We start from the raw sequence: 14,580 nt of genomic DNA on the forward strand, positions 1-14,580 counted from the left end.
CATGTCAGAGATCGTCACGCTCATACCTCGCTCACGATGACGTGGTGGGACCAACAAAAGCTTCGGTTGTAAAATACTGGTCGCCGCTTATGTGCGATACTTTATAAACTTAATTTACCGTAATGACCCTTAGATCATCATTGCTGGCTATGGCTTTTTGCTTAGCCCTTTTGCCTGCACATGCCCAACAAAAGAAGCTACCTGTTGACTATGCCGACCCGTTGCTGGGCACGTCCGAATCGCGCTGGATGCTGAACCCCGGCGCTACCATGCCCTTTGGTATGGTGCAGCTTGCGCCAGATAACCAGGAAGGTGTCTGGAAATCGGGGTACGAATATTCCATCAACAACATAGGCGGTTTTAGCCATATCCATGATTGGACCATGGCCGGGCTTTCGGTGATGCCAACGGTGGGTGTGCTGAACATCAAGCGCGGCTCGACCGATAACCCAACTACCGGCTGGACCTCGGGATATCGCTCACGCATCTACAAAGAAACGGAGAAAGCCAGCCCCGGCTATTATGCCGTTAAGCTGATGAATGGCGATATTACCACCGAACTCACCAGCACCACCCGCGCGGGCTTTTTCAAATTCACCTACCCTACCGAATTGGATGCGCACATACTATTTAATCTCGATATCCCTTTTGAAAATACAGCCGAGATCCTGGAGGCCGAATTTACCAAAGTAAGCAGCACCGAGATAGAGGGCTACTCGCACCAAAAATGGGGTTGGCAAGATTACATTGTGCATTTTGTGGCGCGGTTTGACCACCCGATGGAAGGCTTTGGTGGCTGGGTGGGCAACAAGATCTCTAAAGATATCACCGAGTTAAAAGGCAAAGGTGCAATGGGCGCTTATGCCGATTTCCATACCAAACCCGGCGAAGTGATCCAATTGCAAACGGCCATATCTTTAGTTAGTATTGAAGATGCGCGCCTGAATTTGCACACCGAAATGGACCCGTTTAAATGGAGCTTTGCGGCGGTACATAACAATGCGCGAACCGTGTGGAACAACCTGCTGGGCAAGATCAAAATTGAAGGCGGCACCGAGGAGAACAAAAAGAAATTTTACAGCAACATGTACCGATCGTACGTGGCACGCAGTACCTGGAGCGATGTCAACGGCAAATGGATAGACCCGAATGAAATAGAAAGACAGTCGGACCCTAACACACCGATTTTAGGCTCGGATGCGTTTTGGAACACGTTCTGGAACCTGAACCAGCTGTGGACGTTGGTTACGCCTGACGTCGCCAGTAAATGGACACGATCTTTTTTACAGATCTATAAATATGGCGGCTGGCTGCCCAAAGGTCCGGCCGGGATTGAGTACTCCGGCATTATGGAAGCCTCGCACGAGATAGCTTTGATTACCAGCACTTACCAGAAAGGTATCCGCGATTTTGATGCGAACCTGGCTTTCGAGGCTATTATGCATCAACAAACCACGCCCGGCGTGGTAACCCCCGAAGGTGGCTTTGCAGGGAATAAATATTATGAATCATACCTAAAGTTAGGTTACGTACCCAACGAAGTAGGCCAGGTATCAAACACTTTGGAATATGCTTATGATGATTGGTGCGCCGGCCAGTTTGCCAAAGCTTTGGGCAAAACCAAAGAGGCTGATATGCTGATGGAGCGTGCCGATGCCTTTAAAAAAGTCTGGGACCCATCGGTAAAATACATCCGCATGAAGCACGCCGACGGTACCTGGGTAAAAGAGTGGAGTCCCTACTGCTGCACCGCTTTCGACGGGCCGGGTTACCTGGAGGGCAATGCCTGGCAATACAGCTTTTTTAAACCGCACGACGTGCAGGGCATTATCAACCTGATGGGTAAAAAAGAATTTAATGACCGGTTGGATTCGGGTTTTGTAAAATCGTCAAAATTTGATTTTAATGCCGATGGCGATATGTACGACCTGGTGCCGGTAAACCATGGCAATCAGCCTAATATGCAGGCGGCGTGGTTGTTTAATTACTCGGGCAAACCCTGGCTTACCCAAAAATGGAGCCGCGAGATCATGGATAAATATTACGGCTCAACCCCATACCACGGTTGGCTGGGTGATGAGGACGAGGGCCAGATGGGCGCCTGGTTTGTAATGGCTGCCATGGGTTTGTTTGAGACAGACGGCGGCTCGTCTATCAAACCGTTTTATGAGATTGGTAGTCCGCTGTTCCCCAAGGCTGTTATTACTTTAGATAATCATTACTATAAAGGCAAAACGTTTACTATCGAGGCTAAGAATACATCGAAAGCAAACAGATATATCCAGTCGGCTACCTTTAATGGCAAGCCGCTCACTAAACCCTGGGTCTATCACCAGGATCTGGTAAATGGTGGTAGTTTAGTATTAGTGATGGGGCCGAAACCTAATATGGCCTGGGGCAGTAAGCAAGGCGATGCGCCGCCGTCAATGTCGGCACCAACAAATGGCAACTAAATAGTTATTATACACGGTATCGTCATTTAGCGAACGCATGGCATATTCTGTATGGATTATTTCAAACAACCAGGTGCTTAGTCCGTTGCATTGGTAAGATATTTGTACTATTTCAACTATCAACAGCATAGACATGAACATCAACCCAAAAGCCCCGGTTATTACTAACGACGAGATTCTGATCAATGCGCCGCTGATTGATATATGGAACATTCATACCGATATTTCAGGCTGGAGTGATTGGAACAACGAGATTACGGCCTCAAAAATTGAAGCACCTGCTGCTATTGGCAAAACCTTTAGCTGGACGATTAGCGGCATGGAGATCACCTCGACTATCAGCGAACTGATCCCCGGGCAAAAAATAGCCTGGTCGGGCACTGTAAATGGCGTATTAGGTATTCACGTTTGGTTGCTGCGCGACATGGGCGATGGTGTGCTGGTAAATACCGCCGAATCATTAGAAGGCGACCCGATAGTTGAGCAGGTAGATTCCTATCAAAACGATTTAAATAAAGCCTTGCGCACCTGGTTAGAGAATTTAAAGAAGAAAGCGGAAGGGAAATTGTAAAATATTTATACACCACTACGTCATCGTGAGCGAGGAACGAGCGTGACGATCTCTGAACGAGTGACTAAGTCCGCGAGCCGGAGATCGCCACGCTACGCTCGCGATGACGAGCTTATTGTAAAAGAGCCCATCTGCAATTATTGCAGATGGGCTCTTTTTATTTATTGTATATATCTTATTTCTCCGAAGTCAATTTCTTAATCAGCTCAACCTCATCAGTTTTATAGGGCGTACCATCTTTACGGAAGATATCATGGAACCACAATTTGGGTTCGTCGCCGTTTGGCATTGGGGTATCCCAGGCGTAAATAGTGTTGGTTTTGCCCATCACAAAGCCCCAGTTAATCGCTCCTACATGTTCGGCTTTCAGCATCGGCAGTACGGTAGCGAAAGTGCTGTTACGCGGGCGGGCCATATATTCAGTACAAATAACCGGTTTGCCATGCGTTTTTAGTAGCTGTACCACACGGCGGTGGGCATCCACCTCGTCATAATTATGATAGGTAATTACATCGGAGTTTAGTGCCTGGTAAGCATTCAATTTCTCGAAAGTCCAATCCCACAAACCCGCAGATACCGGCTGGTCCGGGCGCACTTCATGTGCCCAGGCAAATACATTTTGCAGTAAAGGCAATGAGGCTTCTCTTTTACCACTGTTACCCGGCTCGTTGAACAAATCCCACAATAAAATACGTTTGTCATGACCAAAAGTGGTCAGGATATCTTTTACATAATGATGCAAGCGCTCCATTTCTTTTGGGTCTTTCAAAGCCGGTACACCCGGGTCCTGCATCCAGCCTGAATTATGTACGCCTATTTTTGGCTCCGGCTGTTTGCCCGGTTTTGGGTCGTTGTTCCAGCAATCGTCAAAAAACACAAAAAGGGGCTGGATATGATGTTTAGCCGCAATAGCTAAAAACTCATTAACGCGCGATTTAAAACCTTTCGGGTCCTCGGCATAAGCAACGCTGTGCAAGAAAACACGCACGGTGTTAAAGCCAATGCCCTCGGCGTAGCCCAGCTCGCGGTCGATAGTTTTAGGATCGAAAGTATCGGCCTGCCACATCTCCAGTTGATTAATAGCGGTGCTCGGAATAAAGTTAGCGCCGGCCAGCCAGCGGTGCTGGCTATACCACCGGTTAGCTTTAGCCGCCGACCAGATTTTATCTTTAACTACAGTTTTAGACTGCGCATTTACTGTCACTCCGCCTAACAGGCACAGGGCGCCGGTTAATACCAGATTTTTTATTATTTTCATTGTAGTGTCTGTTATAAATGGTGCGCTAATATAATAGAATAAATTTTACCTTTTTGTCATTGCGAGGAGGGACGACAAAGCAATCGCGAATAATGCATCCTTGCGATTGCCGCGCTACGCTCGCAATGACAATTGATTAATGATGGTGTCACTCACCAAAATTGCTGCGCTTGAATTCATATATCAAATAATTTAACATTTGCTACCAAGACAGTACAGGACGGCAAATTATCTATCTTGTATTATGTTTGTTAACCAAATATATGCTTAGCAATTTATCGCTATACTTTATACTACTTACTATGAATAAAATCAGCAAAAAACTGATCGCATGCTTATTGTGCCTTGTTAGCGTTTCTGTATTAGCTCAGGGCGTTAAAGTGGCGCAGCCTGCGCCTAAGATTGTTAATATTGTCAACTTCATTCGTCTGCTTGAACCCCGCGACGAAAAGATCACCGAAGATGTGCTTTACCAAACCGTTGTAAAACAGGTGGAGATCATGAAGAAATATCATTTGGGTGGTACCTTCTTATTGCAATACGACGCTTTGATGGATAAACGCTATCAAACGCTGCTGGCCTCATTACCCAAAGGAAGTTTTGAAATTGGCGCCTGGTGGGAAATACCGCAGCCGCTGGTTGAAAACGCAGGCATGACCTGGCGCGGCCGCTATCCATGGGATTGGCGGGCAAATATTGGCTTCTCTACCGGCTATACCCTGCCCGAGCGCGAGAAGTTGATAGACACTTATTTTACTGATTTTAAAAAGATTTTCGGCTATTATCCAAAAACCGTGGCTTCTTGGTTTATTGATGCTTATAGCTTGAATTATATGTATCAGAAATACCATATCGTGGCTTCCGGAAATTGTAAGGACCAGTACGGCACCGATGGCTATACCCTATGGGGCGGCTACTGGAACCAGGCTTATTACCCAAGCAAGATTAACTCTTACATGCCTGCGCAGCATGCCGAGGCGCAGATACCGGTACCTATTTTCAGGTTATTGGGTAGCGACCCGGTGCGCCAATATGATACAGGTATCAGCTCGACCCGCCAGGGTGTGATTACACTCGAACCTGTTTATCATTTTGGTGGTGGCGATTCTACCTGGGTTAATTGGTTCTTTAAGGCTTTGGTTGATGATAAATCGGTAAACTTTAACTACACCCAGGCCGGTCAGGAAAACTCGTTTACCTGGGATGCCATGAAGAAAGGTTTCGAGATCCAGATGCCGCTGATTGCCAAACTGCGCGACGAACATAAATTACGTGTAGAAACCATGGAGCAATCTGGCAACTGGTTCAAGGCGAAATATAAAGTTACCCCGCCAACCTCGTTCTCGGTTGGTAAAGATATCGAGGGCAGCGATTTAAAAACCAGCTGGTACAACAGCCGTTTTTACCGTATTAATTTATTGTGGGAGCACAACAACCTGCGCATTCGCGATATCCATTTGTTTGACGAGGCTTTCCCCTCGGTTTATGAAACGCAGCCGGTTACCTCCAACGAGTGTACATTTTTTACGCTACCTATTGTCGATGGTTATATCTGGAGCAAACGGAATAATTTGTCAGGGCTGCGCTTTAAAGTTAAGACCGATGCCGGCGAGGTATTGTTAGCCGGCGGCGATCCGAAATTCAGTAAAACAGCTGCTGGTGGATTACACATATCATGGCCGCTGACAACCGTTAAAGGATCATTAGAGATCGACCTAACTGAAGGCCAGATTAAAGTAAACCTGAGCAGCAAAACCACATGCGATTGGTACCTGGAGCTAAACACGCCGCCGACAGATAAACTGCCATTCGAGAAAATCGACACCAAAGAACTGGACTGCAAATTTGAGGATACCGACTATAAACTAAAAGCTATAAAAGGTATTTTCAGCAAACCGGGCAACAGTTCTATTTTCAGGTTGTCGCCGGAGACTAATAGTATTGTTTTGAATACGGCTGATATAAAATAACATGATGAAACTGAAACTAGTTATCGGCCTGCTGGCTGTCGCAAGTTTGGCGCAAGCTCAGGACGCGAAGAAAAAACCGCATTACTATAATGACCCCTTCACCCAACCTGCACCACTTGACTTTAATGATCACGAGGGTTATGTTTCTCTGTTCGACGGTAAAACATTGGACGGCTGGGACGGCAACCCCAAATTTTGGCGCGTTGAGGATGGCGCTATAGTAGGCGAGTCGACACCTGCAAACCCAAGCGGTAACAGTTACATCGTTTATCGTGGGATGAAGGCCAAAAATTTCACGCTAAAATTTGAGATTAAAGTTGACGGCGAGGGCGGCAGCGGCATCCAGTATCGCAGTTTAACCGGCATCCCCTGGCGCTTGCCAATAGATGAGAAACTGCAACCGGTAAAGTTAAACTGGATGATGACCGGCCCGCAGGCTGATTTCTGGCCGTCGGCAAAATTCTGGACCGGGCAGTTCTATTCAGAAAACACACCGCTACGTATTGTAGCCTGGCGCGGGCAGGTGGTTGAGTCTTTCGGCACCAAATCAAAACGCCTGATGGGTAACATCGGCGATATCATGGACCTGTCCAAAATCGTCAAGAAAGACGACTGGAACCAGTACACCGTCATAGCCCGTGATGGTGTGTGTATCCATATCATCAATGGCCAGGTAATGGCGGTAATGATTGATGATGATCCGCATTCTTCCAATAACATGGCCGGCTATATTGGTATTGAGATTGAATCTATTACTAAAGTTAGAGTGAGGAATATGTGGATTAAGAAGTTGAAGTAAAGCAATATTAGTCCGGATTACAAATCTGCACTAATATAAAACTAAACTCCCCATCACGTCATCGTGAGCGAGGTACGAGCGTAACGATCTCCGGATAAGCGATATATTTTCTATTTTGCACTATGGTGTTTCAAAGAGGCGGCTGCGTTTACATAGTAACCAACAAAACGCATACCGTACTATACATCGGTGTTACATCAGATATTCGCGTGAGGATCTGGGAACACAAGAATAAAGTTCACCCCAAGAGCTTTACTGCCAAATATAACTGCAACCACTTAGTTTACTATTGCTTTTACCCTCACATTGAGGAAGCAATTTCAGCTGAAAAGTCATTAAAGAAAAGAAAACGAGATTACAAAAACAACCTGATAACTGACTTCAATCCCGAATGGAGGGATCTGTATCCTGATTTCGAACTGGAGTAATTGCGGGGCGTAAAGAGATCGTCACGCTCGTACCTCGCTCACGATGACGTGGTAGGTATATATATTAGTTTGAAACCTATCGCCTCCACGTCATTGCGAGCGTAGCGTCGCAATCTCTAAGCGATAATAAACGCTTGCCGGAGATCGTTACGCTCGTACCTCGACGGGCGGGAGAGTAGTAAATAAATGTCTTATTTCTTCTGATTCACATCCCAAATATTCATCCATTTCAACACCGCCTTCCCCTCTGCAAATACAGAAACATTTGTTGCGTCAATATCCGGATAGATCATGGTAGAGATCACTTTTTCGCCGCCATTACCAAATACTTCGAGCGATGAATTGTCTACCAGTACTTGTATTTTAACAACACCGTCTATCGGTTTCATGGGTGCGGTTTGGGTTAAGTTACGGCGCGATTTATTGCCCATTTCTGCAATGGTGCAATCAACAAATAACTGGCCATTTTCGGCGTCATAGCCCACGGTTACATTTTTGGTGATATCCGGATTTTCGACTACGTTGAAGCCCACTTTTTTGGTGTCTTTACTAACGTCAAATTCAGCATTTATCCAATAAGAATTACCGCTGTGCGGGCGCTCTTTATTCAGGCTGATGCGTGTATTGTTAATTGGCAAATTTTTCTGTAGCAGCGACTTTTGGGTAGCATAGTTAGGCATAGCTTTGGTAACTATAGATGATGGCGCCTGGATCAATCTTAAGCCTTCGTCTGTCGTCTTTAAAGACAGATCATGCGGGATAGACATTTGCCCTTTCCACGGGTAAGTTTCGCGGCGGCCATCTTGCAGCCAGCCTAATAAGATCTTTTTGTTTTGCGGGGCATCGCGCCAGGCTATGGCTGCATAGAAGCAATCGCCATAATCAACCTGTAAAACTTTAGTGCCGTTATTATCATCCTTGAAAGTGGTGCCATCAAAATCGCCCACAAAATATTGAATCAACGGGCCATGATCACCACCCGAGGATACAAACAGCACCCATTTAATTTTAGTCGGATCATTATCAACCACCAATGGCAACATCGACGGACACTCCCAGCCATTACGCGTATAGCCGGCCGGACCGAAATCGCTCAGTTTGGTCCACTCTTTTAAGTTTGGCGAACCATAAATACGAACCATATGTTCATTAACCATAGATACGGTCATGATCCATTGCTTGCTGGCCTCATGCCAGAACACGTTAGGGTCACGGAAATCGCTTTTATTGAGGTCGATAACCGGGTTATGACTGTACTGCGTAAACGTCATTCCATTATCGTTACTATAAGCTATAAACTGCGACTCTTTATGTTGCTTAGGCTGATCGCCGGTAAAAATAGCGACTATAGGCGGCTTACCTTTGATGCCGAATCCGCTGGTATTATTTTTATCTACCACGGCCGATCCTGAATAAATCCAGGTAATGGTGTCGGGATGAACGATCTCGGGGATGGCAACCGGCAGGTGATTCCATGCTACCAGGTCTTTACTGGTGGCATGGCCCCAGCTCATGTGGCCCCATTTATTTTCGAATGGGTTATGCTGATAATACAATTGAAATTCGCCATTTAAAAAAAGCAAGCCGTTGGGGTCGTTGGTCCAGTTTTTATCGGGTGTAAAATGATATTTTGGGCGCCACTGCGGAGTAGGTGCAGCTTCTTTTTGAGCGAAACCTTTTAGAGCAGGCAATAAAAATAAAATAACGATCAGTTTATTACGCAACATGATTTGTGTGGTTAATACGTACAATTGGTTAACAGTCGGCAGATGGCTGGCCATCTTCGGTTTTTAAAGATAGGATATTGTAACATAAAACGGAAGCGTCGTTAAACAGAAAAGGGCGCAAATTGCGCCCTTTTCTGTTTGTTGTTGTATATACAACTAAAATCTCTACTGCTTTTTCTTTTTAGACAGGTCAAGCTCGTAACTAAAATTAGTAGCCACAGCATAAGGCCTGTAACCCTCTAATGGGCGCGGACCGCAGCCATATGAACCTACGCCTAACGTTTTATGTTCAATGCAAAGCACTGTTCCCTTACTTTTTGGCAAGTCAATTTTATACTCAACAGGTGTCATTTCTTCATCGCTGTAAGGCAACGCACTTATTTGCATTACAGAATCAACCTGTTTAACATGTAAACCAAGGCCGTCGGCCGAAGTTAGGTTTGCCCAGCGCACATCTTCGTGGTTGCCTTGCTCCATTGGTTTCTCGTAACCGGTCATTTGCGCAGTAACGCTGCTTGCAAAATGGCCCACGTTGTAACCGCTTTTACGGTCGGCATAGTTTTCCATTGGGCCGCGGCCTAAGTAATCAACCTGGTTCAGGTCTTTATTCAGGAACATACGCACACCTATGTGAGCCAATACTAATTTAGGGTCGCTAAAATCAACCTTGTTTTCTGATTTGATCTCGCCTTTACCATTGATGGTGTAAGTTACATTATGGTGCACCACAAAGTTTTGTTTACCCACGCCGGTAAGGTTAGCGCTAATTTGCACTACGTTTGCCGCAAGTTGGATTGCTTTAACATCGTTGGCGGTCCATTTAATTTCGTTCAAGCCGTTTTTCATCCAGTCTTCATAGGCCCACATATCATCTTTTTGATGAGGCGCGCGCCATAAGTGCAGCATCGGGCCGCCTTCGTCTCTTAAAACGTTATCGCCGTCTTTCTCCATTTTAGTGAAAGTGCCCTTGTTCTTATCAAATACCAAGGCGAAGTCTGCGCCTTTTACCTTGATATCGCTGCTGCCGTTATTTAAGCTCAGGTTAGCACCCTGCATTTTATCGGCAACCGCTGGTACCAGCGTACCCAACTCAAATTGTTGCTCGGCAACTTCAAAGCCGCGTTTGGCCCAGATTTTATCAACACCTAACTGAAACGAGATGCGCACAAAATATTCGGCACCCGGTTTTGGGTTAACTACGAAAGGCACGGTAATATCTTTGTCCTGACCGGGATTGATCAAGCCAACATTAATATTGCCAGACGAAATTGCAGTACCATTTTCACTCACTTCCCATTTAGCATCCAAATTATTCAGGTTGATAAACTGGTAGCGGTTTTTAATAGTGAAGATCTTTTTATCCAGATCTTTTGCTTTGATAGAGATCCACTGATAAGCATGCTTTAACTCGGCATACTGTGGTTTTGGTTTGCGATCTGAGAAAACAACACCTTTGTGAATGAAATACCGATCATTAGGATACTCGCCAAAACCACCACCAAATGCGGTGATAGGGTGCTTAGGGTTGCGGTTGTTGTAAATACCCTGATCTTGCCACTCCCAGATAGCGCCACCTAACAGGTTTGGATATTTATCAAACAGGTCATTATAAATATCTACCGAACCCATTGAGTTAAACATAGAGTGCGCATACTCGCACAGGTAGAATGGTTTGGTTAGGGTGGCATCAGTTGCATGTTTTTCCAGGTCGTAAACGTTGGTATACATTTCGCTGTCCATATCGGCAGGATTTTTAGCGCCTATGCCGAAGCCCTGATAATGCGTAGGGCGGCTGGTATCAATATCTTTAATGGCTTTGATAATGGCCCTGAAGTTGCTGCCGCCACTACCACACTCATTACCTAACGACCAGATAACTACAGCGGCATGGTTTTTAAAGTTCTCTACGTTGGCAACGTTTCTGTCAATCAGCGCTGCTTTTATTCTTGGCTCTTCGTTAAAATCATCCCAGGCGCCATGACACTCTAAGTTAGCCTCGGCTACCAGGTAAATACCGTACTCGTCGCATAGCTCATACCAACGTGGGTCGTCAGAGTAGTGGCAGGTACGTACGTGGTTGCTATTGGTTTGTTTGATAAGGATAATGTCTTTAACCATCTGCTCCTCGGTAATGGCGTGGCCATCGTCCGGCCAGTTTTCGTGGCGGTTAACACCTTTTAGTTTGATAGGTACACCGTTAACCAAAAACAAACGGCCTTTTATTTCAATACTGCGGAAACCGGTACGTTGAGATATAGTTTCGATAGTTTTAGCACCTTCATTCAGGTTGATGACCGTAGTATATAACTTAGGCGTCTCAGCAGTCCATTTCTGCGGATTGCTTACATGGATGGTCGTCTCGACAGTTATTTCCTCGCCCGGCTGTAATGCAGGTACATTTTTCTTAACGGCAGCACCCGGTACTTTTACCAATCCGTTGTAAAGCGTAACCAATACCTGGCGCGCCGGTGTGGCAACTTTGCCATAGTTTTTAACTTTGGTTGATACTGCTAAGTCGGCATCCTTGTATTGCGCATCCAGGTTAGTATGGATAAAGAAATCGCGGATGTGTTCTTGCGGAGCGCTCCATAAAGTAACGTTACGGAAGATCCCGCTTAAGCGGTACATGTCCTGATCTTCCAGATAACTGCCTACAGTGAAGCGATACACTTCGACAGCTAACATATTTTTGCCAGGATGTACATATTTAGTCAGGTCGAACTCGGCAGCGTTACGACTGTTTACGCTGTAACCCACTTTTTTACCATTAACCCAGATAAAGAAACCCGCATCCACCCCATCAAAAGTGATGAAGATGCGACGGCCGTTCCAATTTGCAGGCACATCAAAATCGCGGCGGTAGCTGCCTACCGGGTTACGTTCTTGCGTAGCGGTATATTTCTTATTCTTAGGTTCAGACATTACATGCGGGAAATCCTTTTGGAAGATGTAAGTAAAGTTGCTGTAATACGGCGTTCCGTAACCTTGCACCTGGAAGTTGCCGGGCACTTTAATGTCTTTCCATTTGGATACATCGTAGTTAGTTTTGTAAAAATCGGCAGGGCGTTTTTGTGGCCAGTCAACCCAGTTAAACTTCCACATGCCGTTCAAGCTTATGGCTAGTGACGATGCACGGCGATTAGCTTTTAATGCTTCGGCCAGGGTGGCATAAGGCATCAGCGTAGCGTGAGCCGCCTCTTTGTTTATGCCGATATTTTCGGGGTCTTCAATTTCTTTCGGAACAGAAGCTGTGTCTTTAGCCGACAGATATTTTGCCGCGTCTTGCTGTGCCATAGTGGTTTTAAAACCAAATACAAGCATTAACAGCATCACCACAACTTCTTTTTTAAATAAGACTTTGTTCATAATTAACGTAATTTTTAATTTATTGGGATTATAATTATCAATGCGATGGTTTAAACAGCCGCATTTTAGGTATTCATGGTATCGATGTTAAAAGTATGGCTTTTGCCGGTTTTAACCCAACCACATTCGTAATAATTTTATTATAGTTTGATAAATGATCTTAGCGGAAATCAGGCGGCTAAAATATCCAAATTAAAACAAAGCGAAAGCCTATTTTGTGCAAACGTTTGCAGTACATCAGCATAATACAAAAAGAGCTGCCTGGTATAGAGGCAGCTCTTTTATTAAGTAATGATAATTAATTTACCAACCCGGATTTTGCGGAAGCAATGAAGGGTCGGTTTGCAAACTTTCTGTAGGTACCGGCCACAGATAATGTTTGGCCGGGTTAAATAACCTTACCACCAGTTTAATGTATTGATCATGATTAGGCCCGGCAAATTTGGCACCGCGCACCTCGTCACCAACAGGATGGTTCAGCACCGTCTCGGCAATTTTCCAGCGCCTGATATCATCATAGCGTAACGACTCGAGCGCCAATTCGCTGCGGCGCTCATTCCTTACCTGGTCAATCATGCTCATGCTGGTGTTACCCGGATAGGTGAGCGCCAGCGGATTGGTAAAGCCGGCGCGTGTACGTAGCAGCCTGATGGTTTTATCCCACACACCGGCATCCATTTGCCCAAGCTCGGTTTTTGCCTCTGCCTCCATCAGCAACACCTCGGCCCAGCGCATCACAATAATGTTTTCGCCAAATTGGAACACCGTTGCTGTTGGGTCGTAATATTTGCGCCAAAAATAACCCGAACTGGTAAACGTGCCCGTACTATTGCCATACTCATTTCTGATATCGATAGCACCGGCAGTGCCGGGCTTAATATGGATAGTCTGTGTAGTGTTCAGGTTGTTTACCCATTGATAGCCATCGTAAACCACAGTATATCCTAAACGAGGGTCTCGGTTAACATACTGGTTGCTTTCGTCATAACCCGAACCGGCATCTGTGATAGCTTTACCATCCAGCGTCAGGAAGCTTTCTACCAGATCTTGTGTAGGCACCAGATTGCTGTTGGTTGACGCGGTTGCACCATTACCTGTATAAAACGGACCGAAGTCTCCCCAGTCTGTCCAGACCCTGTCGGGCGCCGCATATTCTAAATCAGAAATAACTTCCGAATTATATTTGTTGTTGGTAGCAAATACATTAGGATAGCTGGGCACCAACGAATAGGTACCGTTTGTTCCCTGATTATTCATCAAATCTTCGCAAACAGCAACGCACTCCTGCCAACGCTGATTGTACAGCAACACCCGGGCTTTCATAGCCAATGCAGCGCCCCTGGTAATACGGCCACGGTCTGAAACTGCCTGCGCATCGCGGGTTGGCAGTACGGCGGCGCACGAGTCCAACTCACTCAAAATATAAGTTACCACATCAGCCTTTGGCGTCCGCTTGATGGATTTAGACTCATCAATACTCAGCACATGGGTAACTAGTGGCACATCACCATAAAGGTTGGTTAACCTGAATAAGGCTTGTGCGCGCAGGTAGCGCGCCTCACCTTTCATACGGGCTATCAGCGCTTTGTCTAAGCTGGTATTTCTGTCAATGTTCTCTAAAAACAGGTTACATGACCTGATATTATAGTAATAACTACCCCACTCATACTTTACACGGTTAATGCCCGCATTAAAGTTAGCATCGTTACCACTTGATATTTCGGTTGGGGTACCAACATTAACATCCAGCGGGCAATACGCATTATCTGATAGGGCCTCATTATAAAAGTAGGCTTGCGAAGCCGAGCTTGAGCCGGGATACCCCCCGCTTATTTGCTGGCTATAGCAGTTGTTTAAGGCAACGTATGCATTAGCAGTTACTTGCCAAAATTGATCGTCGGTGTATTTACTGGTTGGGGTTAGGTTAATTTTGTTACAACTAGCCAAAGCCGCTGCCACCAGAATGATGATACCCGATCTATTTAAAAAGCTTAAACGCATGATCTTT

General features: G+C 45.6%; 9 protein-coding genes. 5 read left to right on the forward strand and 4 right to left on the reverse strand.

Annotated elements, in window-relative coordinates:
• Positions 1-122: 122 nt before the first annotated feature.
• Complete coding sequence (locus tag HB679_RS14780; RefSeq protein WP_214072773.1) at positions 123-2,453, forward strand: GH92 family glycosyl hydrolase; 2,331 nt, start codon at positions 123-125, stop codon at positions 2,451-2,453.
• A 133-nt stretch (positions 2,454-2,586) separates the two neighbouring features.
• Entirely contained in the window at positions 2,587-3,024 is a 438-nt protein-coding gene (locus tag HB679_RS14785; protein WP_214072774.1) for an SRPBCC family protein, read from the forward strand.
• Between the two features lie 175 nt (positions 3,025-3,199).
• Here HB679_RS14785 and HB679_RS14790 read toward each other — a convergent pair whose 3' ends face one another.
• Positions 3,200-4,282, reverse strand: a complete 1,083-nt coding sequence (locus HB679_RS14790) for a 1,4-beta-xylanase (protein ID WP_214072775.1) — start codon at positions 4,280-4,282, stop codon at positions 3,200-3,202.
• Positions 4,283-4,584: 302 nt separating this feature from the next.
• Here HB679_RS14790 and HB679_RS14795 point away from each other — a divergent pair, with 302 nt between their 5' ends.
• From HB679_RS14795 to HB679_RS14805, 3 genes are all read left to right on the forward strand, one after another.
• Positions 4,585-6,252, forward strand: coding sequence for a hypothetical protein (locus HB679_RS14795; RefSeq protein WP_214072776.1), 1,668 nt, complete (start codon positions 4,585-4,587; stop codon positions 6,250-6,252).
• Positions 6,253-6,256: 4 nt separating this feature from the next.
• A complete protein-coding gene (locus HB679_RS14800; protein WP_214072777.1) occupies positions 6,257-7,051 on the forward strand; it encodes a DUF1080 domain-containing protein in 795 nt (264 codons plus the stop codon).
• A gap of 122 nt (positions 7,052-7,173) precedes the next feature.
• Positions 7,174-7,479 (forward strand): GIY-YIG nuclease family protein, encoded by a 306-nt coding sequence (locus tag HB679_RS14805; protein ID WP_214072778.1) that lies wholly within the window; start codon positions 7,174-7,176, stop codon positions 7,477-7,479.
• Positions 7,480-7,670: 191 nt separating this feature from the next.
• On the opposite strand, the gene HB679_RS14810 is transcribed toward HB679_RS14805, so the two are convergent.
• From HB679_RS14810 to HB679_RS14820, 3 genes are all read right to left on the reverse strand, one after another.
• Positions 7,671-9,260 (reverse strand): glycoside hydrolase family 32 protein, encoded by a 1,590-nt coding sequence (locus HB679_RS14810; protein WP_255547619.1) that lies wholly within the window; start codon positions 9,258-9,260, stop codon positions 7,671-7,673.
• Positions 9,261-9,371: 111 nt separating this feature from the next.
• A complete protein-coding gene (locus tag HB679_RS14815) occupies positions 9,372-12,572 on the reverse strand; it encodes a glycoside hydrolase family 2 TIM barrel-domain containing protein (protein WP_214072779.1) in 3,201 nt (1,066 codons plus the stop codon).
• Positions 12,573-12,875: 303 nt separating this feature from the next.
• Positions 12,876-14,573: a RagB/SusD family nutrient uptake outer membrane protein gene (locus tag HB679_RS14820; RefSeq protein WP_214072780.1), complete on the reverse strand. Its 1,698-nt coding sequence runs from the start codon at positions 14,571-14,573 to the stop codon at positions 12,876-12,878.
• Between the last annotated feature and the right edge of the window lie 7 nt (positions 14,574-14,580).

It is taken from the genome of Mucilaginibacter sp. dw_454, assembly GCF_018449775.1.
In the GTDB taxonomy this organism is placed as follows: Bacteria; Bacteroidota; Bacteroidia; order Sphingobacteriales; family Sphingobacteriaceae; genus Mucilaginibacter.

Bases quoted from the DNA above. Each gene is read 5' to 3' on its own strand.
- HB679_RS14785 (WP_214072774.1), top strand. From the start codon at position 2,587: ATGAACATCAACCCAAAAGCCCCGGTTATTACTAACGACGAGATTCTG.
- HB679_RS14810 (WP_255547619.1), bottom strand. From the start codon at position 9,260: ATGGCCAGCCATCTGCCGACTGTTAACCAATTGTACGTATTAACCACA.
- HB679_RS14820 (WP_214072780.1), bottom strand. From the start codon at position 14,573: ATGCGTTTAAGCTTTTTAAATAGATCGGGTATCATCATTCTGGTGGCA.
- HB679_RS14780 (WP_214072773.1), top strand. From the start codon at position 123: ATGACCCTTAGATCATCATTGCTGGCTATGGCTTTTTGCTTAGCCCTT.
- HB679_RS14800 (WP_214072777.1), top strand. From the start codon at position 6,257: ATGAAACTGAAACTAGTTATCGGCCTGCTGGCTGTCGCAAGTTTGGCG.
- HB679_RS14805 (WP_214072778.1), top strand. From the start codon at position 7,174: ATGGTGTTTCAAAGAGGCGGCTGCGTTTACATAGTAACCAACAAAACG.
- HB679_RS14790 (WP_214072775.1), bottom strand. From the start codon at position 4,282: ATGAAAATAATAAAAAATCTGGTATTAACCGGCGCCCTGTGCCTGTTA.
- HB679_RS14795 (WP_214072776.1), top strand. From the start codon at position 4,585: ATGAATAAAATCAGCAAAAAACTGATCGCATGCTTATTGTGCCTTGTT.
- HB679_RS14815 (WP_214072779.1), bottom strand. From the start codon at position 12,572: ATGAACAAAGTCTTATTTAAAAAAGAAGTTGTGGTGATGCTGTTAATG.